33 protein-coding genes and 1 tRNA gene are annotated in these 26376 nt (G+C 56.1%); 27 read left to right on the top strand and 7 right to left on the bottom strand.

The window, feature by feature from the left end; genetic code table 11:
- Positions 1-3: 3 nt before the first annotated feature.
- The 17 genes from rpsC to EPD60_RS04880 all read left to right on the top strand — a co-directional run bounded on the left by rpsC (position 4) and on the right by EPD60_RS04880 (position 10485).
- Positions 4-798, top strand: a complete 795-nt coding sequence (gene rpsC / locus EPD60_RS04960) for a 30S ribosomal protein S3 (protein ID WP_131447459.1) — start codon at positions 4-6, stop codon at positions 796-798.
- 125 nt (positions 799-923) lie between these two features.
- The gene (rplP, locus tag EPD60_RS04955) at positions 924-1346 is read left to right on the top strand and encodes a 50S ribosomal protein L16 (RefSeq protein WP_131447457.1); all 423 of its coding nucleotides are present in this window, start codon (positions 924-926) and stop codon (positions 1344-1346) included.
- Between the two features lie 69 nt (positions 1347-1415).
- Entirely contained in the window at positions 1416-1625 is a 210-nt protein-coding gene (gene rpmC, locus EPD60_RS04950) for a 50S ribosomal protein L29 (protein ID WP_131447455.1), read from the top strand.
- Between the two features lie 69 nt (positions 1626-1694).
- On the top strand, positions 1695-1979 hold the full coding sequence (rpsQ, locus tag EPD60_RS04945) for a 30S ribosomal protein S17 (RefSeq protein WP_131447453.1): 285 nt from the start codon (positions 1695-1697) through the stop codon (positions 1977-1979).
- Positions 1980-2102: 123 nt separating this feature from the next.
- Entirely contained in the window at positions 2103-2471 is a 369-nt protein-coding gene (gene rplN / locus EPD60_RS04940; protein WP_131447451.1) for a 50S ribosomal protein L14, read from the top strand.
- A gap of 91 nt (positions 2472-2562) precedes the next feature.
- Positions 2563-2895, top strand: coding sequence for a 50S ribosomal protein L24 (gene rplX / locus EPD60_RS04935; RefSeq protein WP_131447448.1), 333 nt, complete (start codon positions 2563-2565; stop codon positions 2893-2895).
- Entirely contained in the window at positions 2895-3461 is a 567-nt protein-coding gene (gene rplE / locus EPD60_RS04930; RefSeq protein ID WP_131447446.1) for a 50S ribosomal protein L5, read from the top strand. Before rplX ends, rplE begins: the two co-directional genes overlap by 1 nt.
- A gap of 82 nt (positions 3462-3543) precedes the next feature.
- Positions 3544-3813 (top strand): 30S ribosomal protein S14, encoded by a 270-nt coding sequence (rpsN, locus tag EPD60_RS04925; protein ID WP_131447444.1) that lies wholly within the window; start codon positions 3544-3546, stop codon positions 3811-3813.
- 189 nt (positions 3814-4002) lie between these two features.
- Complete coding sequence (gene rpsH, locus EPD60_RS04920) at positions 4003-4398, top strand: 30S ribosomal protein S8 (RefSeq protein WP_131447441.1); 396 nt, start codon at positions 4003-4005, stop codon at positions 4396-4398.
- Between the two features lie 82 nt (positions 4399-4480).
- Positions 4481-5035 carry a 50S ribosomal protein L6 gene (rplF, locus tag EPD60_RS04915; protein ID WP_131447439.1) on the top strand — a complete coding sequence of 185 codons (555 nt, stop codon included), beginning with the start codon at positions 4481-4483 and terminating at the stop codon, positions 5033-5035.
- A 51-nt stretch (positions 5036-5086) separates the two neighbouring features.
- Positions 5087-5446, top strand: coding sequence for a 50S ribosomal protein L18 (gene rplR, locus EPD60_RS04910; RefSeq protein WP_131447437.1), 360 nt, complete (start codon positions 5087-5089; stop codon positions 5444-5446).
- Between the two features lie 45 nt (positions 5447-5491).
- Positions 5492-6010, top strand: a complete 519-nt coding sequence (gene rpsE, locus EPD60_RS04905; RefSeq protein WP_131447435.1) for a 30S ribosomal protein S5 — start codon at positions 5492-5494, stop codon at positions 6008-6010.
- A gap of 76 nt (positions 6011-6086) precedes the next feature.
- On the top strand, positions 6087-6269 hold the full coding sequence (rpmD, locus tag EPD60_RS04900; protein WP_131447433.1) for a 50S ribosomal protein L30: 183 nt from the start codon (positions 6087-6089) through the stop codon (positions 6267-6269).
- 124 nt (positions 6270-6393) lie between these two features.
- Entirely contained in the window at positions 6394-6843 is a 450-nt protein-coding gene (gene rplO / locus EPD60_RS04895; protein WP_131447431.1) for a 50S ribosomal protein L15, read from the top strand.
- 69 nt (positions 6844-6912) lie between these two features.
- Complete coding sequence (gene secY, locus EPD60_RS04890) at positions 6913-8253, top strand: preprotein translocase subunit SecY (protein ID WP_131447429.1); 1341 nt, start codon at positions 6913-6915, stop codon at positions 8251-8253.
- An 80-nt stretch (positions 8254-8333) separates the two neighbouring features.
- A complete protein-coding gene (gene map / locus EPD60_RS04885; protein WP_131447427.1) occupies positions 8334-9134 on the top strand; it encodes a type I methionyl aminopeptidase in 801 nt (266 codons plus the stop codon).
- Between the two features lie 124 nt (positions 9135-9258).
- A complete protein-coding gene (locus tag EPD60_RS04880; RefSeq protein ID WP_131447425.1) occupies positions 9259-10485 on the top strand; it encodes a BaiN/RdsA family NAD(P)/FAD-dependent oxidoreductase in 1227 nt (408 codons plus the stop codon).
- 22 nt (positions 10486-10507) lie between these two features.
- On the opposite strand, the gene EPD60_RS04875 is transcribed toward EPD60_RS04880, so the two are convergent.
- Positions 10508-11239, bottom strand: coding sequence for a head GIN domain-containing protein (locus EPD60_RS04875; protein WP_131447423.1), 732 nt, complete (start codon positions 11237-11239; stop codon positions 10508-10510).
- A 3-nt stretch (positions 11240-11242) separates the two neighbouring features.
- Entirely contained in the window at positions 11243-12271 is a 1029-nt protein-coding gene (locus EPD60_RS04870) for an acyloxyacyl hydrolase (protein ID WP_165871415.1), read from the bottom strand.
- Positions 12272-12389: 118 nt separating this feature from the next.
- Between EPD60_RS04870 and rpsA the strand changes: the two genes are divergently transcribed.
- Positions 12390-14330, top strand: a complete 1941-nt coding sequence (gene rpsA / locus EPD60_RS04865) for a 30S ribosomal protein S1 (RefSeq protein WP_131447419.1) — start codon at positions 12390-12392, stop codon at positions 14328-14330.
- A gap of 188 nt (positions 14331-14518) precedes the next feature.
- On the opposite strand, the gene EPD60_RS04860 is transcribed toward rpsA, so the two are convergent.
- Positions 14519-15238, bottom strand: coding sequence for an SIMPL domain-containing protein (locus tag EPD60_RS04860; RefSeq protein WP_131447417.1), 720 nt, complete (start codon positions 15236-15238; stop codon positions 14519-14521).
- A 120-nt stretch (positions 15239-15358) separates the two neighbouring features.
- On the opposite strand from EPD60_RS04860, the gene EPD60_RS04855 reads away from it, so the two are divergent.
- Together EPD60_RS04855 and EPD60_RS04850 are read left to right on the top strand one after the other, a co-directional pair.
- On the top strand, positions 15359-16132 hold the full coding sequence (locus tag EPD60_RS04855; protein WP_131447415.1) for a lysophospholipid acyltransferase family protein: 774 nt from the start codon (positions 15359-15361) through the stop codon (positions 16130-16132).
- A gap of 158 nt (positions 16133-16290) precedes the next feature.
- Complete coding sequence (locus EPD60_RS04850; RefSeq protein ID WP_207896545.1) at positions 16291-16755, top strand: Dps family protein; 465 nt, start codon at positions 16291-16293, stop codon at positions 16753-16755.
- Positions 16756-16894: 139 nt separating this feature from the next.
- Here EPD60_RS04850 and EPD60_RS04845 read toward each other — a convergent pair whose 3' ends face one another.
- On the bottom strand, positions 16895-17410 hold the full coding sequence (locus EPD60_RS04845; RefSeq protein WP_131447411.1) for an acyl-CoA thioesterase: 516 nt from the start codon (positions 17408-17410) through the stop codon (positions 16895-16897).
- A 138-nt stretch (positions 17411-17548) separates the two neighbouring features.
- Between EPD60_RS04845 and EPD60_RS04840 the strand changes: the two genes are divergently transcribed.
- Entirely contained in the window at positions 17549-18772 is a 1224-nt protein-coding gene (locus EPD60_RS04840) for a proline dehydrogenase family protein (RefSeq protein ID WP_131447409.1), read from the top strand.
- Positions 18773-18881: 109 nt separating this feature from the next.
- Positions 18882-18958: transfer RNA gene (locus EPD60_RS04835), tRNA-Val, on the top strand.
- 239 nt (positions 18959-19197) lie between these two features.
- Here EPD60_RS04835 and EPD60_RS04830 read toward each other — a convergent pair.
- Entirely contained in the window at positions 19198-20769 is a 1572-nt protein-coding gene (locus tag EPD60_RS04830) for a collagen-binding domain-containing protein (protein WP_131447407.1), read from the bottom strand.
- Between the two features lie 758 nt (positions 20770-21527).
- On the opposite strand from EPD60_RS04830, the gene EPD60_RS04825 reads away from it, so the two are divergent.
- From EPD60_RS04825 to EPD60_RS04805, 5 genes are all read left to right on the top strand, one after another.
- Positions 21528-21929, top strand: coding sequence for a response regulator (locus tag EPD60_RS04825; RefSeq protein ID WP_131447405.1), 402 nt, complete (start codon positions 21528-21530; stop codon positions 21927-21929).
- A gap of 161 nt (positions 21930-22090) precedes the next feature.
- Complete coding sequence (locus EPD60_RS04820; RefSeq protein WP_131447403.1) at positions 22091-22837, top strand: DeoR/GlpR family DNA-binding transcription regulator; 747 nt, start codon at positions 22091-22093, stop codon at positions 22835-22837.
- 39 nt (positions 22838-22876) lie between these two features.
- The gene (gene murQ, locus EPD60_RS04815) at positions 22877-23710 is read left to right on the top strand and encodes an N-acetylmuramic acid 6-phosphate etherase (RefSeq protein ID WP_131447401.1); all 834 of its coding nucleotides are present in this window, start codon (positions 22877-22879) and stop codon (positions 23708-23710) included.
- Positions 23711-23845: 135 nt separating this feature from the next.
- The gene (locus EPD60_RS04810) at positions 23846-24100 is read left to right on the top strand and encodes a WGxxGxxG family protein (protein ID WP_131447399.1); all 255 of its coding nucleotides are present in this window, start codon (positions 23846-23848) and stop codon (positions 24098-24100) included.
- Between the two features lie 201 nt (positions 24101-24301).
- Entirely contained in the window at positions 24302-24844 is a 543-nt protein-coding gene (locus tag EPD60_RS04805; protein WP_131447397.1) for an SRPBCC family protein, read from the top strand.
- Positions 24845-24912: 68 nt separating this feature from the next.
- On the opposite strand, the gene EPD60_RS04800 is transcribed toward EPD60_RS04805, so the two are convergent.
- Together EPD60_RS04800 and EPD60_RS04795 are read right to left on the bottom strand one after the other, a co-directional pair.
- Positions 24913-25464, bottom strand: coding sequence for a YceI family protein (locus EPD60_RS04800; RefSeq protein WP_131447395.1), 552 nt, complete (start codon positions 25462-25464; stop codon positions 24913-24915).
- Positions 25458-26369 carry a DUF5777 family beta-barrel protein gene (locus EPD60_RS04795; RefSeq protein WP_131447393.1) on the bottom strand — a complete coding sequence of 304 codons (912 nt, stop codon included), beginning with the start codon at positions 26367-26369 and terminating at the stop codon, positions 25458-25460. The genes EPD60_RS04800 and EPD60_RS04795 overlap by 7 nt, the downstream gene beginning before the upstream one ends.
- Between the last annotated feature and the right edge of the window lie 7 nt (positions 26370-26376).

Raw genomic sequence — 26376 nt, 5'->3', positions numbered from 1 at the left:
AACATGGGTCAAAAAGCAAATCCGATCGGCAACCGTGTTGGTATCATCCGTGGATGGGAATCCAACTGGTATGGTAACAAGAAAGACTTTGCCAACAAGCTGATCGAAGACAACAAGATCCGCACTTACCTGAATGCGCGCATCAACAAGGGTGGTGTTTCCAAGATCGTTATCGAGCGTACGCTGGGTAAGCTGATCGTAACCATCCACACCTCCAAGCCCGGTATCATCATCGGCAAGGGCGGTGGCGAGGTTGACCGCATCAAGGAAGAGCTGAAGAAGCTGACCGGCAAGGAAGACGTGCAGATCAACATCCTGGAGATCCGCCGCCCCGAGCTCGATGCCATGATCGTAGGCGACACCATCGCCCGCCAGATCGAAAACCGCATCAACTTCAAGCGTGCCACCAAGATGGCCATCGCTTCGACGCTCCGCATGGGCGCCGACGGTATCAAGATCAAGCTGAGCGGCCGCCTGGCCGGCGCTGAGATCGCCCGTAACGAAACCTTCATGCAAGGCCGTGTTCCCCTGCACACCTTCCGTATGGACATCGACTACGCCAACGTGTTTGCACAAACCGTTTATGGTAAGATCGGTATCAAAGTATGGATCTGTAAGGGTGAGGTACTTGCCAAGCGCGACCTGAACCCGAACATCATCGGCAACGAGCAGAACCAGGGACCCCGCAGCACCGGTGGCTTTGATCGCGATCGCGATCGTGGTGGCCGTGGTGGTGACCGTGGTGGCCGTGGCGGCGACCGTGGTGGCCGCTCGGGTGGCGGCGGTGGCCGTCGCTAAGAGATGTCAGATGTAAGATGTCAGATCTCAGATTTGGATCGAACATCAGGCATCAGACATCAGACATCGAATTGAAAACAATAACATAACGGGATCGGAGCGATCCGATCAAAAAGCTAAAAAATATGTTACAGCCGAAAAGAACGAAACACCGGAAAGTGCAAAAAGGCCGCATGAAGGGTAACACCAAGCGTGGCGCCACGATTTCCTTTGGTTCTTACGCACTGAAGGCGATGGAAGATCATTGGATCACCGACCGCCAGATCGAAGCGGCCCGCCAGGCCCTCACGCGTCACATGAAGCGTGAAGGTAACGTGTGGATCCGCATCTTCCCCGACAAGCCGATTACCAACAAGCCCGCCGAAGTACGTATGGGTAAGGGTAAAGGTAACCTCGAATACTGGGCAGCCGTGGTACAGCCGGGCCGCATCATCTTCGAGATTGACGGGGTGACGGAAGAAGTTGCAAAAGGTGCACTCGAGCTCGCAGCCGGCAAACTGCCGATCAACTGCAAGTTTGTAAAGCGCCGCGACCTCATCTCTGCCTAAGCAACCTGCCAGCACGGCGAAGGGAGTCCGAAGCCGTGAAGCATTGTAAACTGAATAAACAAACAGATCATGTCAAAGACAGCTGATTTCATCAAAAGCATCCAAGGACTGAGCACCGAAGACCTGGCTGCCCGCATCAAGGAAGACGAGATGCGCCTCCGCAAGCTGGAATTCGCCCACGCTATGTCTCCCCTGGAGAACCCGATGAGCATCCGGAACCTGCGCCGCGACGTAGCCCGTCTCAAATCCGAATTTCGCAAGAAACAACTTAGTGCATAACCAGCAGCAGGCTGGGCAACGGGCTCTTAAAGCTCAACGCCCGAAGCCCGATGCTCAAAGCTTATAACAATGGCCGAAACAGTAAATACCACCACCACAGAGACGCGCAACTTACGGAAGACCCGTATCGGTGTGGTTACCTCCAACAAGATGACCAAGACCATCACGGTGGCCGTCGAGCGTAAGGTAAAGCACCCGATCTACGGCAAGTTCGTGAAGAAGACGACCAAGTTCCACGCACACGACGAGAAGAACGAAGCCTCCATCGGCGACATCGTGCGCATCATGGAAACCCGTCCTATGAGCAAGACCAAGCGTTGGAGACTCGTGGAGATCGTAGAGAAGGTAAAATAAGCATCGTGGGTCGCCGCTACTGGCGGTGGCAGCCGGTACTACATTAACAATAATGTTTTTAATTCGGCCTCTTTCGCGCTTCCGGTTCCGGAAGGACGGGGAGGGGCCCAAAGCTTAAAGAAAATGATCCAGCAAGAATCCCGTTTGAACGTGGCGGATAACTCAGGCGCGAAAGAGGTGCTTTGCATCCGCGTACTGGGCAACAGCGGTCAGCGTTACGCTCGCGTTGGCGATAAGATCGTGGTGACCGTAAAGGACGCCATTCCCGCCGGCGGCATTAAGAAAGGCACCGTAGCCAAAGCGGTTATTGTGCGCACCAAGAACAAGCTGCGTCGTAAGGACGGTTCCTATATCCGTTTCGACGATAACGCCGTGGTGATCCTCAACGCATCCGACGAGCCTCGTGGTACCCGCATCTTCGGGCCCGTTGCCCGCGAGCTGCGCGACAAAGGCTACATGAAGATCATCTCCCTTGCTCCCGAGGTGCTTTAAGCACCGCAGGCGCACGGCGTGGTCCGGAAACGAAATAAAATGTATTCCTGGCAGTATCAGGAAAGTATAAACATCCCAAAGAGGAACAACAATGAAAACAAGATTCAAACCCAAGTACAACATCCGCAAGGGCGACCAGGTAGTTGTAATCGCAGGCGACGACAAGGACCTGACGAAGCCCCGCGTGGTTAAGGAAGTACTGGTAGAAAAAGGCAAGGTTATCGTGGAAGGCGTTGCAATCGTAACGAAGCACACGAAGCCTTCGGCCCAGAATACCAAAGGCGGCATCGTAAAGCAGGAGGCTGCTATCGCCATCTCCAACGTAATGCTGTGGGACGGTAAGCAAGGCACCCGCGTTAAGCGCCAGAAAGAAAACGGTAAAACGCTTCGTATCTCTAAAAAATCAGGGGAGGGCATTAAGTAATGGCAACGACAACAGCAACACCTCGTCTGAAGACGAAATACAAAGAAGAAGTGGTTAAGGCCCTCATGGCCCGCTTCGGTTATAAGTCGGTAATGCAGGTTCCCCGCCTGGAGAAAATCTCCATCAACCGCGGTGTGAACGGTGCCGTAAACGACAAGAAGCTGGTTGACATCGCCGTTGACGAGCTGACCACCATCACCGGCCAGAAGGCCGTAGCTACCTTCTCCAAGAAGGACATCTCGAACTTCAAGCTGCGTAAGCACATGCCGATCGGCGCACGCGTTACGCTGCGTGGCGACAAGATGTACGAATTCCTCGATCGTATGATCGCCGTATCGCTGCCCCGTGTACGCGACTTCAAAGGCGTAAGCGAGAAGAGCTTCGACGGCCGCGGTAACTACACCATGGGTGTTACCGAGCAGATCATCTTCCCCGAAATCGATATCGACAAGGTGAACAAGATCACCGGTCTCGACATCACCTTCGTGACTACTGCCGGTACCGACGAAGAAGCATACGAGCTCCTGAAAGAGCTGGGCATGCCCTTCAAAAACATCAAGAAGTAATTTGCTAATCTGCTGGAGTGCTGGTGTGCTAAGCCACTATCACCGAAGCGGAAAACAATAAAACAACTAATAAACAACTACAATGGCTAAAGAATCCGTAAAGGCAAGACAGCGTAAGCGTGAAGTGCTGGTGGCTAAGTTCGCTGAGAAGCGTGCTGCCCTGAAGGCTGCCGGCGACTACGCCGCCCTGGACCAGCTGCCCCGCAACGCTTCGCCCGTTCGCCTGCGCAACCGTTGCCAGCTGACCGGCCGTCCCCGTGCCTACAGCCGCTACTTCGGCATCTCCCGTATCGCCCTGCGCGATATGGCGCTGAACGGTACCATCCCCGGCCTGAAGAAGGCCTCCTGGTAAAAAGAATCTACTCATCTCGGATCTCGGATCGCTGATCTTAACATAGATCCGACATCTGAGATCCGAGATCTGAGATGTTCTTTGTACCTTTGCGCTCCTTTCCGCAAGGGGAGGGGTGTCGTAAACAAATAATTAACTCGTAAACTTATCCAATTATCCCGCCCCGGCGGGATGTAGGAGGGCCTTAATATGGTAACAGATCCTATCGCAGACTTCCTGACCCGTATCCGCAACGCGCAGATGGCCGGTCACCGCATCGTTGAGATCCCCGCTTCCAACCTGAAGAAGCGTATGACGGAGATCCTGTACAACCAGGGTTTTATTCTGAAATACAAATTCGAAGACGATAACAAGCAGGGCCTCATCAAGATCGCCCTTAAGTACAACGCCGACAAGCTGCCTGCCATCCAGAGCATGCAGCGCGTAAGCCGCCCCGGTCTGCGCCACTATGCCAAGCCCGAAGAGTTCCGCCGCGTGAAGAACGGTCTCGGCATTGCCATCATCTCCACCTCCAAGGGTGTGATGACCGACAAAGAGGCGAAGAGCCAGAATGTAGGTGGCGAAGTTCTTTGCTACATCTATTAATAAACGGTTGCCGGTACATTAAGCCCCCTTACCTGGGCTGACCGGCCGGCAACTTTTCTTTCATACTTATAAATAACAGACTATGTCTCGTATAGGTAAAGCTCCCATCACCGTCCCCGCCGGCGTCACCGTAACGGTTGGCTCCGACAACGTGGTGACCGTTAAAGGCCCTAAGGGTACCCTCACCCAGCCCATCGACCGTGATATCACCGTAAATGTTGCCGACGGCAATATCAACATCACGCGTCCCACCGACCAGATCCGCCACCGTGCCCTGCACGGCCTCAGCCGCGCCCTGGTTGCCAACCTCGTAAAAGGCGTAACCGAAGGTTATACCAAGAAGCTCGAACTCGTGGGTGTAGGTTTCAAAGCCGCCAACCAGGGTAACATGCTCGACCTCGCTCTCGGTTACTCGCACAATATCCTGATCGAGATCCCCAACGAGCTCAAAGTAGCTACGCAGCAGGAAAAAGGTCAGAACCCCATCATTACCCTCGAAGGTATCGACCGCCAGCTCATTGGCCAGGTTGCCGCCAAGATCCGCAGCCTCCGCAAGCCCGAGCCGTACAAAGGCAAAGGTGTTCGCTATGTGGGCGAGATCGTTCGCAAGAAGGCTGGTAAAGCTGCTGGTAAGTAATCTTAATCAAATCGTTGCCTTGGCAGTATCAAGGCTTCAAACTTCAATACAATGAGAACAAGTCAAAAGACGACCCGTAGACAAAATATCCGCTACCGCATCCGCCGCAAGGTGGCCGGTACGGCCCAGAAGCCCCGCCTGTCGGTGTTCCGCTCCAACGCAGACATCTACGTGCAGCTCATCGACGATGCCAATGCCGTTACCCTCGCCGCTGCTTCTTCGCGCGACAAGGATATCGCTGCGCAGGCCGGCAACAAGACCGAAAAGAGCAAGCTCGTCGGTCAGGCCATCGCCCGCAAGGCAAAAGACCTGGGTCTGGAGAACGTGGTATTCGACCGCGGCGGCAACCTGTATCATGGTCGCGTGAAGGCAGTAGCCGAAGGCGCCCGCGAAGGAGGCCTGCAATTCTAATCCAATCACTAACAGAGCTATTGAGCTGTCAATACAAAAAATAAAATGGCAAAAGCAATTATTAACCGAGTAAAAGCAGGCGACCTCGAACTGAAAGAGAAGGTTGTCGCTATTAACCGCGTGGTGAAGACGACCAAAGGCGGTCGTACGTTCAGCTTCTCTGCACTGGTGGTAGTGGGCAACGAGCAGGGTGTCGTTGGTCATGGTCTCGGTAAGGCAAAAGAAGTACAGGAAGCCATCACCAAAGGCATCGAAGATGCCAAGAAGAACCTCATCAAGGTTCCGGTGATGCACGGTACCATTCCCCACGACCAGCTGGCCCGCGTAGGTGCCGCCAAGGTGCTGATCAAGCCCGCCGCTCACGGTACGGGTGTGATCGCCGGTGGCTCGATGCGCGCCGTGCTTGAGAGCGCCGGTGTAACCGACGTTCTGGCCAAGTCGCTGGGCTCTGCCAACCCCCACAACGTTGTTAAGGCTACTTTCGAGGCCCTCGCCCTCCTGCGCGAGCCCATCGCCGTAGCCAAGCAGCGCAACGTGAACCTGAAGAAAGTATTCAACGGATAACACTTCGACTTCCGCTCAGGATGACAAACGCGAAAGCGTTGTCTGGCTGAGCTTGCCGAAGCCCAAACACATTATCATGAAAAAGATCAAGATCACGCTGGTTAAGAGCCCCATCGACCGCCCCGAGCGCCAGAAGCTCACGCTGCAGGCCCTGGGTCTGAACAAGATGAACGCCACCCGCGAAGTGGAAGGTACCCCCCAGATCCTGGGTATGATCCGCGCGGTAGAGCACATGCTCAGCGTAGAAGAAGTAGCCTAATTAAGTTTGGAAGTCGGAAGTAAGGAAGTCGGAATTGCCGGCCTTTACTTCCGACTTCCTTACTTCCGACTTTATTATTTTTTAAAAGCGAGGGGCGATTCCCCGAAAGTAAAAATCAACAAGTATGAAACTGCACGAACTGAAGCCTGCAAAAGGCGCCGTACACAAACAAAAGCGTCTTGGCCGTGGTGAAGCATCCGGTAAGGGTGGTACCTCTACCAAGGGTAACAAAGGCCAGCAATCCGACTCCGGCTACAAGCGCAAGATGGCCCACGAAGGCGGCCAGATGCCGATCCAGCGTCGTGTTCCGAAGCGTGGCTTCAAGAACATCAACCGCATCGAATACAAAGTGTTCAACCTCGGCCAGATCGACCAGCTGGTGGAGAAATACGGTATCACGGAATTCAGCCTCGAGAACCTCTACATGAACGGCCTCATTTCGCAGACCGACCGCGTAAAAGTTCTTGGCAATGGAGAGCTGAAGGCTAAGGTTACCTTCAAGATCAACGCAATCAGCGAGAAAGCAAAGGCAGCCGTCGAAGGCGCCGGCGGCTCCGTTGAGATCGTGAAGTAATTTTTCCTAAATTGCACAGGCGCATGATACCATGCGTCTTTTTTTCATTCTGGACCGTAAACATTTTCCGTGAAAAAGTTAATCCAAACGCTGAAGAATATCTGGAGTATCGAGGAGCTGCGCAGCAAGATCCTGGTTACCCTTCTTCTGATTTTCATCTACCGTGTCGGCACGCACATCGTGCTCCCTGGTATCAATGCCGCGCATATCGATACCAATAAGGGCGGCCAGGGCATGCTCGGGCTTATCGACGCCTTCTCGGGCGGCGCATTCAGCCAGATGTCGATCTTCGCGCTCGGCATCATGCCCTACATCTCGGCTTCAATCTTCATGCAGCTGATGACCGTTCTGGTGCCTTCCTTCCAGAAGCTCCAGAAAGAAGGTGAAAGCGGTCGAAAGAAGATCAACCAATGGACCCGCTACCTCACCGTGGCGGTGACCGCCGTTCAGGCTTCCGCTTACGTGGGATACCTGAACTCGATGTCCCAGACCAACCAGGGCCTCATCAACCCCGCTTACAGCTCCATGTTCTGGCTCTCTACCGTGGTTGTCCTTACCGCCGGCACCCTCTTCGTGATGTGGCTTGGCGAGAAGATCACCGACAAGGGCCTCGGCAACGGTACCTCGCTGATCATCATGATTGGTATCCTGGGCCGCCTGCCCCAGAACTTTACCCAGGAACTGGCCGCCAAGTCGATCCGTCCGGGTCTGATCCTGGTGTTCATCATCGAGCTGGCCATCCTCATCGCTATCATCATGGGCTGTATCCTGCTCGTTCAGGGTACCCGCCGCATCGCGGTGAACTACGCCAAGCAGATCGTGGGCAACCGCCAGGTAGGTGGTGGCGCCCGCCAGTACCTGCCCATCAAGGTAAACAGCGCCGGTGTAATGCCGATCATCTTCGCCCAGGCGATCATGTTCCTGCCCACGCTGTTCTTCCTCAACAAGAGCACTTCCGGTGGTTTCGGCGAAGCGTTTACCAACCACATGAACTTCGGTTACATGGCCATCTACTCGGCCGTCGTAATCGGCTTCACCTTCCTGTACACAGCGCTTATCTTCAACCCGAAGCAGATCGCCGACAACCTGAAGCAGAATAACGGCTTCATCCCCGGCGTAAAGCCCGGTCAGCCCACTGCCGACTATATCGGCGCCATCATGGACCGCATCACCCTCCCCGGTGCTGTCCTGCTGGCCCTCGTAGGCATCCTGCCCGGTATCGCACAGCGCCTCGGCGTAACGGCGGGCTTCTCCACCTTCTTCGGTGGTACCTCGCTGCTGATCATGGTGGGCGTTATCCTCGATACGCTCCAGCAGATCGAAACGCAACTGTTGATGCGCCAGTACGACGGCCTTATGAAAGGCGGTCGCATCCAGGGTCGTCAGACGGTGACACAAGCCTCTTACTAAGCTTTGATTTCATAGCAATAGAAAACCCGGCGCTTCGGCGGCGGGTTTTTCTTTTTTACACAAGTATCTTCGCGCTTCCCATGATCTATTACAAGACCGACGAACAAGTGGAGCTGATGCGCAAAAGCGCGCTGCTCGTGAGCAATACCCTCGCCGAGATCGCCGTGCTGCTGAAGCCCGGGATCACGACGCTTTCCATCGACAAAACGATCGGCAGCATCATCCGCGACAATGGCGCCGTGCCTTCTTTCCTGGGTTATAACGGGTACCCGTTCAATTCGTGCATCTCCGTCAACGACGTGGTGGTGCACGGCTTTCCCAACGGCCATGCGCTGAAGGAAGGCGACGTGGTTTCGGTTGACGTCGGCGTCATCCTCAACGGCTGGCATGGCGACCATGCCTATACCTTCATGATCGGCGACCCGGGTCCTGACGCCGTGAAGCTGGTAAAGACCACGAAAGAGTCACTCTATAAAGGCATCGAAAAGGCGGTTGCCGGCAACCGCATCGGCGATATCGCATTTGCCATACAGGAGCATACCGAGAAAAAGAACGGCTACGGCGTGGTGCGCGAGCTCGTGGGCCATGGTCTTGGTCGCAGCCTCCACGAAGACCCGCAGGTGCCTAATTACGGCAAGCGTGGCTCGGGCCCGGTGCTCAAGGAAGGCCTCGTGCTTGCCATCGAGCCCATGATCAATATGGGCAAGAAGGACGTGTATACCGATGATGACGGCTGGACGGTGCGCACCAAGGACGGCAAGGTGTCGGTACACTTCGAGCACGACGTGTGCGTGCGCAAGGGCAAAGCCGACATTCTTTCCAACTATGCGCCCATCGAGGCAGCGGAAAAAGCCAACCCGGAGCTGTTCAGCGATTACTGATGGGGCCCGGAGAGAAAGAACGCAGACGACGCAGATCTTTTATGATTAGTGGGGATTTGTCTTCTGCGTTTGCTTCATCTGCGTCATCCTAACAAATCATAAAAAATCTGCGTTCTTTCGCTCCATGACCGCCCACGATTCTAAATCCCTCATCGTCATTGGCGGCGGCGCCGCCGGCTTCTTCTGTGCGGTGAATGCCGCGCGCATGGGTGCCCGGGTAACGCTGCTGGAGAAGACGGGCAAGTTGCTTTCCAAAGTGCGCGTATCGGGCGGCGGGCGCTGCAATGTCACCCACCAGCTTTTCGAGGTATCGGAATTCAGCCGGCGCTACCCGCGCGGGCAAAACTTTCTCAAGAAGACCCTGCACCACTTCGATGCCGCAGCCACAATTCGTTGGTTCGAAGAGCGCGGTGTGGACCTCAAGGCGGAAGCCGACGGCCGCATGTTCCCGGTTACCGATTCTTCCGAGACCGTCATCGCCTGCCTGCTTCGCGAGGCGGCCCGTTATGGTGTGGAGATCCGGATGAATGCCGAAGTGAAATCATTGCTCCACGTGGAATCAGGCTTCCGGCTGGAGCTGGCCGACGGGCGCCCGCTCGAAGCCGATGCTGTATGTGTGGCAGCCGGAGGCTACCCCAAGGCGGCGCAGTTTGCCTGGCTGCAGGCACTTGGCCACAGCATTGCCGAGCCGCTGCCTTCGCTTTTTACCTTCAACCTGCCGAAGCACCCGATCACGGAGCTGATGGGCGTGAGCACCACGGCCCGCGTCAAGATCGAGGGCAGCAAGCTTTCGGAGGAAGGACCGGTGCTCATTACGCACTGGGGCCTCAGCGGCCCCGCCGTGCTCCGCCTCAGCGCCTGGGGCGCACGCGAGCTGGCGCAGGGGCAATACAACTTCCGGGTGCACGTGCATTGGGCACCGCAGCACACCGAGGCCGATCTCAAAGCCGCCATCACAGATGCGCGACGGCAGCACCCGCAAAAAAAAGTGCACAACCAGAACCTGGCGGAACTGCCCGCCCGCCTCTGGCAGTTTTTACTCCGGCAATCCGGCATCGGCGAAGAACAGCGTTTTGCCGACCTCCCGGCCAAGGCCGAGAACGCCCTCATCCGCCACATCAGCGATTCGGTTTTTGAAGTAAAGGGCAAGACCACCTTTAAAGAAGAATTCGTTACGGCCGGTGGCATCCAACTGTCGGAAATCGACGCCAATACGATGATGAGCCGCAAGGTGCCGGGGCTTTATTTCGCGGGCGAGGTGATGGACGTAGACGGCATCACCGGCGGCTTCAACTTCCAGCATGCGTGGACCAGCGGCTGGATCGCGGCGAAGGCAATTGCCGGAACGTAAGGAGGCCTGCAATAACCACTATTTAGGGCGTTGCAATCAGCCGGCCGCTGCCGCGGTAGTCGGTAAAAAGCGCCGGCGTTCCCCGGAAGTAAATATTTCCATTTTGAAAGATGGTCGCCCGCAGGCTTTCGGTGGCCCACACCCGCGCGTCGCGCACCCCGGCGAAATCGAGGGCGAGCCGCTGCACGCGGAAATTCCTGTAGTCGACAGCCCCGCGCGAGGAGCACCAGGTGTAGCAGGAGTCGCTCCGGCCGGCAAAGACGAAGTCCGTTACCTCGTTGTTGATCAGGGCCGATGTAAAGCGGGTATCGAGCAGCAGGTTGACGGTACCGGCGCCATGGTCGGCTTCCACGGAAAGATAATCGAGGTGGAGCGTGTCGGCGCAGCTGACGGTGCCCGATCCCTGGTATTCGAGCCGGTTCAGGTCGGGCAGCGACACGGACACGTTGATGGTCTCACCCGGCCGGCGGATCCAGGCACAGGAGGCGGTGTTGCGTATGCTGAGCACACCGTTGGCTACTTCGGTGCTTACAGCCGCCTGCAGGTTCTCATCTGTTTCCACCTCGATGCGCCAGGTGCTTTCCTGCCGCAGCACCAGGTTGATATTATCCGACACAACGATATGGCTGAACGGCTCCGCGCCGCGTACGGTGCGGGTGGGGGCGCCCGCTTTCTGGGCGCAGCCGGGGCGGCTGCAGGAGGCAGCGGCGAGCACCAGTAGAAATACAGTCGTCAGGTAGATCGTTTGCTTCATTGCTTACCATTCATAGCCGATGCCGGCGTGGAAATAATCGGCCTTGCCCATATGGGTTTTGAGCTGTATGCCCGCCCGCCAGCGCCGGGCAACGCGGTAGCGGATGCCGAGGCTTTGGTACACGCGGTTGCTGTCGCGCCGGTTGAATACATACACGCCTGCCTGCAGCGGTATCTCGAGCCGCCCGATGCGGGGCGTATAGTGCGCGCCGAGGGCTGCCGCGAAGCCACCCGCCCCGGGGGCTTTGAGGGTGCTGTCGGTGGGTGCGTTGGGCGAGGCGTCGCGCAGCACCTGTGCCTGCGCGCCCCAGCTGCTGCCCCGGAGGGTGTAGCGGTGCCATTCGATGCTGAGTACCGACACCAGGTGGCGCCGGCTATTGACCAGGGGCCACTGTTTCAGCCCGGCGCTGGCCCAGAGCTGCCAGCGGTTGCGGCCATCCGGAAGGCTGTCGGCGGCCCCCTGTGGCATAGGCGGCGCGGCCCAGCGGTACAGGACGCCGGTATGCAGCGCCGGGATATTGAGTCCCAGGTTGGGCAGGGTGCTGAGGCCGTTGGAAAGATGCAGAAAAGAAACGCCGCTGTTCCAGGACCAATGCCTGCCGATGCGGAGCTCCTGGTAGACGGAGAGCTGCACCGCAGCGTTAAGGTGGGAGCCCAGCAGGGTGTTCTTGAAATTCGTTTCCGGGTCGTAGGGCTTGCCGATCCAGCCTAGGCCGGCGGCAAGGCGGCCGTGGAGGCGCCAGGCACGGTGGCCCAGCAGGGGGCGGTCGGCAAAGCCCAGGGCCGCGCTGACTGTGCCGAGGTACCGCTTTCCGCCCGAATTGCCATGCAGGAGCGTGGCGCCGAGCCGGGTGCGGGCCGAAAGGGGGGTGGACGCGCTCCATTCACCCTGGACAAAAGAGCTGTAGGAGTCTTTGAGCACATCGGCCTTGCTCATCTTGGTGATGAAAGAGCCGAGGTGGAAGGCGCCGCCGGCCGCGTATTCGGGTGCCTGGCTATGGCCGCGAAGGGCCGCCAGGAGGGGCAGGAGCAAAAGGCAGCAGTTTCGGAACATGAGCCGCCAAACTTAACGAAAAAGGCGCGCCTGCCGGGCTTCCGACCGGCCCTTTTTCTTATCTTTGCACCCCCGAATAAACCCCTCGGGAATTTTTATGGAAGAAAATATTGTTAACCAAAACGCGGAAGGCCAGGAGCAGGCTGCAGCAACCCCGGTTGCCGAAGCTGCTACCGCGACAACAAATGCACCTGCCGCAGAAGCAAAGCCGGCTCCCGCCCCGGTAGTGGAAACCGCTCACGATGACTTCGACTGGAGCATCGACAAGCGCAACGTAGCTACCTACAGCAAAGACGAGCAGCAGAAGTACGACAAAGTGTATGAAAGCACGTTTGTACAACTGAACGACGGCGAGCTCATCAAAGGTCTCGTGGTGGGTATCACCAAGACCGACGTAGTGCTGAACATCGGCTTTAAGTCGGACGGCCTCGTTTCCCTCAATGAATTCCGCGACATCCAGGGCCTGAAGGTCGGTGATGAAGTAGAAGTAATGGTTGTTGAGAAAGAAGACCGCGACGGCAACCTCAACCTTTCCCGCAAGCAAGCCCGCATCACGCGTGCCTGGGAGCGCATCGTTGAAGTACACAAGACCGGCGAAATCGTTACCGGTACCGTTACCTCCAAAACGAAGGGCGGCCTGATCGTAGACGTTTTCGGTATGGAGACCTTCCTGCCGGGTTCGCAGATCGACGTGAAGCCTGTAACCGACTACGACCAGTTCGTAGGCAAGACGATGGAATTCAAGGTGGTGAAGATCAACGAAGCCATCAAGAACGCCGTTGTATCGCACAAAGCCCTCATCGAGAGCGATATCGAAGCACAGCGCGCCCAGATCATCGGCCAGCTGGAAAAAGGCCAGGTACTGGAAGGTACCGTCAAGAACATCACCGACTTCGGTGCGTTCATGGACCTCGGTGGTCTCGACGGCCTGCTGTACATCACCGACATCAGCTGGGGTCGTATCAACCACCCGAGCGAAGTGCTCAAGCTCGACCAGAAGCTCAACGTTGTTGTGCTTGATTTCGATGACGAGAAGAAGCGTATTTCGCTTGGTCTCAAGCAACTCACCCCGCATCCCTGGGACGTACTTCCGGAGAACATCCACGAAGGCGCTACCCTCAAGGGCCGCGTAGTGAACATCGAAGACTATGGTGCTTTCCTCGAGATCATGCCGGGCGTAGAAGGCCTCGTGCACGTATCGGAAATTACCTGGGCCAATACCCCCATCAACGCGAAGGAGTTCTTCAAGCTCAACGACGAGCATGAAGCCAAGATCGTTACCCTCGACAAGGACAGCCGCAAGATGAGCCTCTCGATCAAGCAGCTGAGCCAGGATCCCTGGAACGATATCGAGATCAACTTCCCCGAAGGCAGCCGCCACACCGGCACGGTTAAGAACATCACTCCTTACGGCGTGTTTGTTGAGCTGAGCCAGGGCATCGGTGGTATGATCCACATCTCCGACCTGAGCTGGCTGAAGCGCTACAACCACCCCAGCGAGTTCACGAAAGTGGGCCAGCAGATCGAGGTTGTTATCCTTGGCATCGACAAGGACAACCGCAAGCTGCAGCTGGGTCACAAGCAACTGGAAGAAGATCCCTGGAATACGCTCCAGGACACCTTCGCCATCGGCACCGTGCATGAAGGCACCGTTATCCGCAAGGACGACAAAGGCGCCATCGTGCAGATGCCCTATGGCCTGGAAGGCTTCGCGCCCAACCGTCACCTGGCTAAGGAAGATGGTAAGAGCGTAGGCGCCGACGAGGTTGCTCCCTTCATGGTGATCGAGTTCGATCGCAATGAGAAGCGCATCGTGGTTTCGCACACCCGCACCTGGGAAGCTGCCAAGGCAGAGGAGAAGGACGCCGTCCGCAAGGAAGCGCGCGCCAATGCCGAGCAGACCAACAAGGCGGTGAAGAACCTCCAGAGCAAGGTAGAGAAGGCCACCCTCGGCGACCTGGGTGCCCTCGCCCAGATCAAGGAGCGCCTGCAGAAAGAAGAGAAGAACAACCCGGCTGACAACAAGCCCGAGGCTTAATTCTGAGCTTTCTTAAAATACAAAGCCCCGTCCGTAAGGATGGGGCTTTTTTTATTTGGGAATGTCTGATGTCCGATGTCTGATTTAGAGAGGCGTTTTTGTACCGGGGACGTCATTGCGAGCGCAGCGAAGCAATCTCCCCATCTATGGCTGCGTCATTCTTAAAAGGAATACCCCAGTGCTTTCTCTCATTTCAACGCAAACACAACCGTCACATCATACTTAAGCTTGATCTTGCGGAAGTCGGGCTGGTTGGAATCGTCGCCGCCGCCCATTTCAACCGCGGCGGTTTTGTAACGCACGTTGGCGGCTTGGTTGTATACGATGGGCCCGCCGAATTCTACCGGTTCATTGATCGTTACCGCTTCACCGATGCGCTCGCCGATGGGCTCGGCCAGGTACTTGGCTTTTTCCTTTGCCGCTTTTACGGCGGCAATCTTCAGCTGCTTGCGGTATTCGGCCAGGCGGCTGTGGTCAACGCGGGCGATATAAAAGTTCTGTGTGGCGTTGTCGTCGAGGCGGCCAACGAGATCGTCGAGCATGCGGCTGCTCCTGAGCTTCACCTGGTAGGTGATGGTCGCATAGAGCTCGTCTTTCTTTTTCTTGCGCTGCCACCACGGGTTAAGACCATCGTAGGCGGCGATGGTCACTGCCGAATCGGGCAGGCCAACGGCCCGTACGGCATTGAGGAAGTCGCGGCGGATGCCGTCGAGCGCTACCTTACCCTGGCCTTTCTTATCGTATTCCTTCAGGTCTACGTTCACATAGATCTCGTCGGGGATCACCTCCTGCTCGGCCGAGCCGTTGACGGTGATGGTGCGTGGGTAGGGGTTGGTACTCATGTTGGTTTGCGCAGACGCGCCCAGCAGGGTGGTGGCGGCGAAAAGAGCGAGGAACAGTTTTTTCATACAAAGAAGTTTTCTTACCGGTAAGACGGTCGAAGTAACGGAAATGCACAGCGTGCTGCCCCGTCGCGGCAATACTTAACAATTCCGAAACACGTACCTTTACCGCCAATTGCTTGACCAATGAGTATCTGGAAAAAACTAGCGGAGTTTACGCTCGTGCGTAAACTGCTTTATGCGCTGGTGGGTATCTTCACCTATCCTGGCCTGATGATCGTGAACAAGCTGCGGATCCGCGGTACCGAGCACATCCAGGACCTGCCGAAGCGCAACGTTCTTTTCGTGTCCAACCATCAGACCTATTTTGCCGACGTCATCACCTTCCTGCACATTTTCTGCGCGGTGAAATGGCGCAAGAAGAATAAGCTGGGCGTTCCCTATTACCTGCTCAATCCATTTACCCGCGTCTATTACGTGGCCGCCGAAGAGACGATGAAGAGCTCCTGGATCAGCCGGCTCTTTACCCTTGCCGGCGCACTCACGGTTAGGCGTACCTGGAAAAAGGACGGTAATGAAACGCGCCGCGGCCTCGATCCGTCCGATACGCGCAAGATCCAGCGCGCCCTCGACCGCGCCTGGGTGATCACCTTCCCGCAGGGCACCACCAAGCCCTTTGCGCCCGGCCGCAAGGGAACAGCCTATATCATCAAGCAAATGCGGCCCGTGGTGATCCCCGTGGTCATCCAGGGCTTCTGGCGCGCCTTCAACAAGAAAGGCCTCAAATTCAAGAAAAAAGGGACCCTGCTGAGCGTTACATTCAAGCCGCCGATGCAGATCAATTATGAAGACACACCGGAGCAGATCCTGGCACAGGTGATGGACGCCATCGAACAAAGCAAGCAGCACATGCTGCAGGGCGCACATCACTGGAAGACGGCGGAGAAACTGGCGTCGTGATCTGGGATCTCAGATCTGAACCTGGCGATGGATTGACTTTCTGACGAACCGCAATGCGGTTCTTTTTATTTTTTGCGGCCCGATCTGAGATCTGACATCTGAGATCTGAGATCCATGGTGCGGTCTTATTTTTGAAGCACAGGCAATAAATTCAGATCATGAATCGCATCGGACTCGATACGGAGCAATCGAAGAAGCTCTCGGAGCAACTGAACAAATTGTTATCGAATTACCAGGTGTTTTATATCAATGCCCGCGGCTTTCACTGGAACATTACCGGCGAGAAGTTTTTTGAGCTGCACGCCAAGTTTGAAGAGCTGTACAACGACCTGCTGGTAAAAGTGGACGAGATCGCGGAGCGTATTCTTACCCTCGGGAATACACCCCTGCACACCTTCCAGGACTATATCGCAACATCAGAGATCAAGCCCGCAAAAAATGTGTCTGGCGGCAACGAAGCGATGCAAAGCATCCTGGACTCTTTCCAGTCGTTGCTGGTGCTGCAACGCAGTATAGCCGAAGCAGCAGGTGAAGCGGGGGATGAAGGCACCGCCGCACTCATGAGCGACTATATCCGCGGGCAGGAGAAGCTGGTATGGATGTATTCCGCCTACTTAAAGTGATTAGTCTATTGGTAACCGGTTCGCGGCGAACAATAGGTCTACCGGCCTGCGATGGTATCATCATAAGGCTGGTCGGTAAAACAAGTAAGGGTCGTTGTGAAACGACCCTTACCAATTAACTAATAGACCAATTAACCAATTACTCTTTCACGAACAGCGCTTTCAATTCCACGGCATCGTCCGGCTTCATCTTGCCACCGAGGATCAGGCGTATCTGGCGGCGGCGCAGGGCGCCTTCGAATAGCTTCTGCTCTTCTTCGGTTTCCGGGGCGAGTTGGGGCACGACACGCGGACGGCGGTTGGGGTCGAGTGCCACAAACGTATAGTAGGCTTCGTTGCTTTTGTATTTGAACTGCTGGGTGAAGTCTTCCCCCCACACCTTGAGGTGCACTTCCATCGACGTGTTGAAGGCGCGGGTGACCACCGCTTCAATGTGCACCGTATTCCCGAGCTTGATCGGGTTTTCGAATGAGATATTGTCAACCGAGGCGGTTACCACCGGGGCGTTGCAATGACGCTGGGCCGCGATGGCCGCGGCGATATCCATCCAGTACATGAGGCGGCCGCCCATCAGGTTGCCGAACACGTTGGTATCGTTGGGGAGCACGAGCTCCGTCATCATGGTATAGCTCTCGGATGCTTTTCTGGTCTGCATTTTCGGGAATTTCCGCAAAGATACGAGAAGGGTTCCGGGCTTCCGAGGCGCTGAGGGTCCGTGGTTGTGCCCGGCGGTAATCAAACCAACGCTTAAACATAGAACCCTAGAAGCTTAGAACCTATCTTTGCGAAGCATATGAATTCCCCTTTATCCTTCGACAACACGACGATTGCATTCGCCTCCAAATCCGACAAGGAACTCAAACAGGCCCACTGGCTTTTCGGCATCATGGGCAAGCCCTGGCTGGTGCAGCTGGGTACGCGGCTGGCGCCCTGGAGCATCCGGGTGGGCCTGCCGGTAAAAGGCATTATCCGCAGCACCATTTTCCGGCAGTTTGTTGGTGGTGAAACCCTCGAGGAAACGGCCCGTGTGGCCAACAAGCTGGCTGAGGCCAACGTACAGGTCATTCTCGACTACGGCGTGGAAGGCAAGGAGGGCGAAGAGAGCTTCGAGCACGCCTGCCAGGAGTTTATCCGCGTGATCGATTATGCGGCTACGCAGCCCAATATTCCCTATATGAGCATCAAGGTCACCGGCTTTGCGCGCTTTGCGCTGCTGGAAAAGATCGACGACCTGATGGAGAAGACGCCGGCACCGTCGCTGGTGAAAAAATACGAGGCTGCCCTGGCGCAGCTCCCCGCGTCGGAGCAGGAAGAATGGCGCCGCGTAACCGAGCGCATGCTGCGCATCTGCGAGGCGGCGGTTCGCGGCAGGATCGGTGTGCTGGTGGATGCCGAGGAAACCTGGATACAGGACCCGGTGGATGCGCTCACCATGATCATGATGGACCGCTACAACCGTGGCACCGTAGTGCTGTTCAACACGATACAGTTGTATCGCCATGACCGCCTCGCGTTTCTCAAAGACTCCTTCAAGGCGGCGCAGGAGCGCGGCTTTACCCTCGGCGCCAAGCTCGTTCGCGGCGCCTATATGGAAAAGGAGCGCCGCCGTGCTGCCGAGAAAGGCTATGCCTCGCCGATACAGCCTTCCAAGGAGGCTACCGACCGCGACTACAACGACGCCGTTTATTTCTGCATCGAGCATCTCGACAATATATCGGTTATCATCGCCTCGCACAATGAGCGCAGTAACCTGCTGGGCGTGGAGTTGCTGGAAAAGCGGGGGCTGCCGCACAACCATCCGCACGTGCATTTCAGCCAGCTGTACGGCATGAGCGATAACATCACCTATAACCTGGCCGCCGCCGGCTGCAGCGTCAGCAAATATCTGCCCTTCGGGCCCATTGGCGACGTAGTGCCTTACCTGATGCGCCGTGCGCAGGAGAACACGTCGGTGGGCGGGCAAACGGGCCGCGAGCTGATGCTGCTGAAAAAGGAAATGCAGCGACGCGGTTTGTGATTCCGGATGTTAGATTTTTGATTTTGGATTTACCGCCGGGCCTTGAACGAAATCAAAAATCTGAAATCCCAAATCAAAAATGATTTGAACACTTATCTTTACACCCCCCGGGACGTTAGCTCAGTTGGTTAGAGTACTTCCTTGACATGGAAGGGGTCGGCGATTCGAGTTCGCCACGTCCCACCAAAAGCCTTGTTTGACAAGGCTTTTTTTATTCCGGGAACGCCCGGTATCCCGTTCCGTGCCATACCCGTAATCTTTCGCGTGGCATCATTTGTTGTATAGTCAGCAAACCAAAGCCTCCCACGACACGTATTAAAACAGAGAGAGCCCTAGGAATAGGGCTCTCGTTTGGTGTTGTTCAAGGTTAGACTCTCATCGGACAATCGCTAAATGAAACAACGTGTCGGTGTGGAACCGAGTAATTATTTTATGACCATGGACGAGCCGAGGCGTTCGTTCTTTTCGTTGCGGATTTCTACAAAATAGGAACCTGGGAGCAGTCCACCAAGGTTTCGCAGGGTAACCAGGTTGAAACCGGTACGAGTGGTCAAATCCTGTTTCAGCAGCACCTGGCCGGCCATGTTGACGAGGCGGAGCTGGGCGTGGCCGGCTGTTACCGCGTCGAAGGAGAGGTTGAGCTCGCTCTGCACCGGGTTGGGCCAGCCTTCCCAGCGGGGGCGCAGGGCCGTCTGCAGGCTCTTTACTTTCGAATAGTACCGCGTACCGTTGTTTTCGAGAACCTGGATGCGGTAAAATATGGTGGGACTAGCCAGCTCGGGTTGCAGGTCTTGGAATTGGTAGGTGTACCGGGCGTGATCGCCACTGCTCCGTACTTCGCCGATCCGTGAGAAATCGGTGCCGTTGCTGCTCCGCTCCACGGTATAACTGGCTATGTCCACTTCATCGATGACGTCCCACAACAGTTCTACCGTGTTGCCATTGCGCATTCCCCGGAGCTGAATGCTACGTAAAGGCAGGATGATGGCCTCGGGCACATCGGATAACGTTGAGGTGAATGGGAGGTACCGGATGACGGAGCTGGTGAGCGACAGGCTCTGTCCGATCACCTGGCCGAGCACGCCATCGGTATTGGTGAGGTTGATAGCAGCAGTGGGGGCAAATACGGTGCCGGCTACGACGCGGGTGCCATTTATTGCGAGCGACGAAGTGGTGTAAAAATTCCAAATCACATAGGCACCGTCGCTGCTGGAAAATGACGGAATCTGAGTGGGGGTCCAGGTGTAGGAGCCGGCGACATCAACGTTGATCACAAGAATACGGTTGGCGGCTGGCCGGTTGTCCAGGTGGAGGTTGGTGCTGGCCAGGCTGGTAAGCCGGGCACTGGAAAGGTTTAAATAATTGATTTTGTTAGAAACCAGGGTGATATGAGGATTGTTGCCGGCGGCAAGGGTGATTTTATTCAACCGAGAGTCGGTACTGTTCTTCCAGGAGCTGATGCGGGAATTGTAGTCGATAAAATTGTCGAAGGCACTGTTGAAATCAATGCCCGTGGAGCCGAGCACCGTTCCTGCTGTTTGCTGTTGCCCCGCCTGAATTGCGGGAGTCGATCCGAACGTTCCTGCAGCCGTTGTAAGTTTGGTATTGGTTGGGTTGCCCGACGTGTTGGTGTACCAGACCCGGGTGCCGGTTCCGTTTGTTATGCGGAAGTTGCCACCCCCCAGAGTGCTCAGCCCGCCGGAATTGTAAAATATCCGGCCGCCGATTGCGAGACTATAATTGGAATTGGAATTATTAGTATTGGTCGGGTATTTTCCAGTGCTCGAAGTGCTGACGGCGAATGTGCCGTTCAGCAAAAGATCGGTTCCGGTGGCCGACGGACCCTGGATGCTTCCGGATACTGCTGTTAGAGTTGTTCTCATAAACGTGTTAAAGTTGAGAGCGGATGCAGTTGGCGCAAATGTCTGAGCGAAGCCGGGGTACGAAATATATAGACAAGCTACGGCAATTCCTGCAATTCGTAAAAGTTTAGGCATGTGGTTTTTTTTAGGTTAGCAACGAGTCTATGTTCTACCGGTGGTTAGCCGGGCAACTGGTGTGTTTCTCCAACGCTTCAGGCCAAGGGGGCCATCCGTTTCATTCGGCGATTTAGCGGGTAGGGGAGAGTTGCGGGAGGAGGGGGAGGAGCGATTGAATCCAGGATGGAATAGCAATCGGTTTCAGATTTAAAGCACCAATTCATGTACCACAATCGTCGCTTTTCAGAGAAAACCCCTGCTCATCGATGCCGGAATATCCATAGGAGCATGTAATTGAAATAGTTGTCGCGGAATAATATTTTTGGCGACCGTATTTTCCAAAATGACCCGCTACCGGTAAGCTGCACGGCATCAAAATTTTTTGTGGGATTTTTTTCGCGCTCTGTTTTTCGGTTTGTTCCCGGCCCGTAATTCTACAATCGATTGAATTATAGAAGGGTTCATGCGTAGAGTCGGTACGGGGCCGCTTATCCCGGGGGCTCCTCCGGAAAAAAAAGTGCCGGAAGCATAAAAAAAACCGGAAAAAAATTTCGTTGTAACGATAGAATTATAATATCTTTATAACACTCTCATCTCCCCAAACTTTTCTTATCCCTTTCCTACGTTCCCTGCGCCTTTTTTCTTTTGCAATAATCCTTATTTGCAGAAGTTGAAAAGAGGTCTTGCGCCCGTATACTCAGGCCCACAGCGGCTTTCAGAGTTTCAGGTGACGTAGCGGAGCTATGGAATGCTAACGAACTAAAAACTGACTCCGTATGAATAAGGACAGCGTATTATGGGCGGATGATGATGCAGACGACCTCCGTATTTTCAATGAAGCCGCCGACGAAATCAACAACGAGCTGGAGATCATTACCGTTAATAACGGGCGCGAACTTTTGGACTTTCTCCGGGATGCGGTTGCGCAGGATGATCTTCCTTCCATGATCATTATGGACATGAACATGCCGCTGGTTAGCGGACGTGAAGTGCTTGCAGAAATCAAGAGGGATGAACGGCTCCGGGAGATACCGGTTGCCGTATTCACCACCTCCAACAGTTCCATCGACCTGATGTACTGCAGCAAGTTTCATGTGATGATGTTCACCAAGCCCTGGACCTTTCCGCGCGTAAAAGACGTCGTGCGGGAGATCCTCCAGTTACGTCGCGCTCACTGAGCATTTCACATACCTAGACAAACTCAAACCTGCAAACGAATGCAGGCTATTGCAAACTTTCCGCAACTCAATGCGGGATTTTGCGGAAACCAACTGTCACTGCTCCGTTAATAAGCGGTTTCACGCTTATTTTGCCCGCAAATGAAGACTGCTTCCCGCCGATGCTGAAACGCGAAAGACAGGAATTTATCATTCACCAGTTACGTCTGCACAACAAGGTGCTGTCGGCCGACCTGAGCCAGAAAATGAGCGTATCGGAAGATACAATCCGGCGCGACCTGCAGGAGCTTGCCGACATGGGCAAGATCATCAAGGTGCATGGCGGCGCGCTGGCGCCATCTTTCCGGCCGGTGCTGCAATCGCACGACATCTATTCCCTTGAGAAAAAACAAGTGATCGCCCAGAAAGCCGTGCGCCTGCTGCGCGATGGTATGTTTGTTTTTTCCGGTGGCGGAAGCACCGTGGTCGAGCTGGCGCGCAGCCTGCCTGAAGGACTGCGTGCTACCTTCATTACCGCTTCGCTGCCCGTGGCTTTTGAGTACCTTCGCCACCCGGGCATCGAGGTGATCTTTATCGGCGACCGCATATCGCGCACGGCACAGATGGCGGTTGGCGGCGATGCGCTGAACCGCATCCGCAGTTTCAACGCAGACCTTTGCATCCTCGGCACCAACGCGCTCGACCTGCACCACGGGCTTACCGACAATGACCTCGAGGTGGCTCAGGTGAAGCGGGCCATGATCGAGCGGTCGGCCAGGGTGGTGTCGCTGAGCATCGCCGAAAAGATCGGCACCGTGCAAAACATCCAGGTTTGTCCCCTGGAACGGATCAACACCCTGATCACCGAACTGCCGCCCGCCGATCCCCGGTTGCGTTTTTTCCGGGAAGCGGGTTGCAACGTGCTGTGATCTTTCAATAAACCTGAAATCGTACCCAAGCTGTACTAAATGAAACCAAGCAATACGTCTTTTCTCCGCATCACCGAATCAACTTCCCCGCATCGTCACCTGGAGCAACGTTCCGTAGCCGAGCTGCTGCGCCTCATCAACGAAGAAGACCAGGGCGTGCCTGCGGCGGTAGCGAAAGCAATACCGCAGATAACCGCGTTTGTGGAAGCCGCCGCTGAAAAAATGCTGGCGGGCGGCCGCCTCTTTTACATAGGCGCCGGCACCAGTGGCCGCCTGGGCATCCTGGATGCCAGCGAATGCCCGCCCACCTACGGGGTGCCCGCCGGCCTCGTGGTCGGCATTATCGCCGGCGGCGAGCAGGCTATTCAGAATGCGGTGGAAGGGGCCGAGGATGACAACGCCCAGGGCTGGAAAGACCTGGAGGCCCACCATGTTTCCGATCTCGACGTCGTTTTCGGTATCGCCGCCAGCGGCACCACGCCTTACGTGATCGGCGCCCTGGAAGCCTGCCGCGAACGCGGTATCGTCACCGGCTCGCTTTGCTGCAACCCGGGCGCCCCGCTCAGCGCCGCTGCCCGGTTCCCGGTGGAGGTAGTGGTCGGCCCGGAAGTGGTAACGGGCAGCACCCGCATGAAAAGCGGTACCGCGCAAAAGCTGGTGCTCAACATGATCTCCACGACCATTATGATCCGCATGGGCCGCGTGGAAGACAACAAGATGGTAAACATGAAGCTGGCCAATAAAAAGCTCGTCGACCGCGGCGTACAGATGCTGATGGAACGCAGCGGCATCGCCGACTATGGCGAGGCGCGCGATATCCTGCTGCAGCATGGCTCGGTGAAGAAAGCTCTGGAGCACCTGGCGGGCCGGTAAGGTCTGAAGCCGGTCTGCCGGCAGCGTTATCAGCTGATCCCGTAGTTCTACTGCCGACGTTGCAGCTCAACGCTGGCCAACTGTGGTATGATGCTTGTTTCACTCCCTGCTATTGTTTAACAAAATCAACTACGGATGAAAAAAGTATCAAAGATCCTGGCAGTAATCGGCGTGTCGGCATTTCTGGCGGTGTCCAACCCGGCATCTGCGCAAACGACAGATCATACCACAACGACTACAACTGCATCCACCGATCGCGACCACGATGACGATGATGGCGACTCCGGCAAGATCGGTCTCGCGGGCCTGCTGGGCCTGCTTGGCTTGCTCGGCCTCAAGCGTCGCGACACGCGCGATCACGTTCATACCACCAACACCAATGTGCGTTAAGCGGAATAAATGAAAAAAAACCGCCGTCTCACAGGACGGCGGTTTTTTATGTGCTGTTGGCCCATTTGCTTCCGGGTGCCTTCATCCCATGGAACGAACGGCCCGGCAGCCCAAGGACGCCGTTTGTCGACAACCGGCGCCCGGGCTTGGCTTCCTGCGCCGGATTTTGTATCATTACGCCCGCAACCAAAATCCACGCATATGCGCATCGTAAAAAGAATCTTTATCGCCATCGCCGTACTGCTGCTCCTGGCCCTGGTGGCTGCCCTTTTCGTTCCGAAAGAATACACCGTCGAGCGGAGCATCGCCATCAATCTCCCGGCCGACAGCGTCTTCACCTATGTCAAGTACCTGAAGAACCAGAACGATTACAGCAAGTGGGCCGGTATGGACCCCGCTATGAAGAAGGAGTTCCGTGGCACCGACGCACAACCCGGCTTTGTTTCGGCCTGGGAAAGCCAGCAAAGCGACGTGGGCCAGGGCGAGCAGACGATCAGGAGCATCGATGAGGTCAAGCGCCGCGTCGACTACGACCTGCACTTCATCAAGCCGATGAACACCCGCTGCGATGCCTGGATGCAGGTGGATCCGAAAGGCGGCAAATCCGAAGTGGTCTGGGGCTTCCATGGCCGTATGCCTTACCCCGTCAACATCCTGCTCCCCTTATTCGGTATGGAAAAGGCCATCGGCGACGACCTGAGTCTCGGCCTCCACAACCTGAAAGAGCGTCTCGAAACAAAATGACCGCGCACCACCATACACAAAAAGCCCCGACGCAATGGTCGGGGCTTTTTGTTGCCGGCTCTCGCCGCTTATTGCAGGTTGGAATTTATCGTCACCGCCACCACCTCGGCGATCTTCTTGAACACCATTTTCGGTATCGCGATCTTGTGGTCGGCCACGCGGATATTGAACTTGCTGCTGACCGAGGCAATGCCCTTGCGCACCGAAATGGTGGCCGGGATCGAGCGCCGCTGTGTCACGCCATGAATCGTGAGGTCGCCGGTGGTGACCACCGGGTAGTCGCCGTCCTTCGTCAGGTCTACGGGCCCTGAAATCGTGCCGCGGTAGGTGCAGTCGGGGTACTTGTCGCTCTCGAGGTAGTTTTCATTGAAATGCGATTGCATCAGACCCGACCTGAACTCAAAGCCCTTGATGGGGATCGAAATGAGAAAGCTCCGCTTGCTCCAGTCGACGACGCCGCTTGCCTTTTTGTTGACCGCCTCGATGTCTTCAAGGGGCGCCGAGGAGAAGAAGGAAACCACCGGGTTGCTGAGGCGTGCCACGCTTTGGGCGCGACCACTGGCGGCTGCGAACAGGAAGACGGATGCGAGCAGGGTGCGGGTGAGGATTTTACTTACCATGATTTTTTCTTTTTGCCTTTGAGGACAAAGTCTCTCGAGATATTGAAGCCCAAATGTATCCCGCCGTTGCCCCAGGATTCAGAAGATTCTGTTATAAATCCTTTTTCGACCATCGACAGCGAGTTGGTGAGGTGCAGCTGGAACACGTGGCCGCCGGTTTCGATATCGAAGCCGACCGACAGCGAGTTGTAGTTGTTTTTCCAGGCCGGCGAGGCCGTGTTGGCGGGCGGTATGCGGGCGATGTACTCCAGGTTGAAGGAGGTGCGCCGTGTCAGCTTGACGCGTGCGCCGGCGCCGACGGCGAAGATGTTGTTGGCGTCGGAGATAAAGTCTACCTGGTTCTTGTGAATCCAGGTAGGGGCGAGTTCCAGCGAAAAGCGCTCGCTGAACTTCCGCGCCAGCAGCAGCTGGTGGCAGTAGGAATAGCGGTAGCCCGACCCGTTCTTTTGCGTCGGGTCGATGTCATGCTGGCTGCGGTAGACCACGCTTCCGAAATAAGCAGCCGACAGGGGCATCCGTGTTGCGCCGGTCGACTGGCGGAGCAGCGTCACTTTCGTGTAGGCGTCCCAGTTCTTTTCGAGGGTGCTGCGGCCGATGCCCACCACGAAGGCGCGGTGAACGCCATATTCGAGGCCGAGGCGCATCGTGGCCTGGTCGAGGCCGAAGAATTCGTAACCCCCGCCGTCAACAGCCCCGAAGCGGTGCTGGATGAGCAACTGGAGCGTTCCGGGCGCTGCCTTTTCAACCGACTGAAGGTTAATGACACGCGTGCCCTTGAAGGTGGCGGTGGTGTAAACCGTTTCGGGCTTTTTGCCGGCGGCGAGCAGGGAGTCGAGGCCGTCCTGCGCCCCGGCCTGGGCGACGGCGCCAAGTGCGCCTGTAAGGAAAAGTAATCTCAGGTTCATAAGTATC

The sequence above is a fragment of the Flaviaestuariibacter flavus genome, assembly GCF_004337505.1.
GTDB classification, from domain to species: domain Bacteria; phylum Bacteroidota; class Bacteroidia; order Chitinophagales; family Chitinophagaceae; genus Flavisolibacter; species Flavisolibacter flavus.
This window is presented reverse-complemented; position numbering and strand designations above follow the sequence as displayed.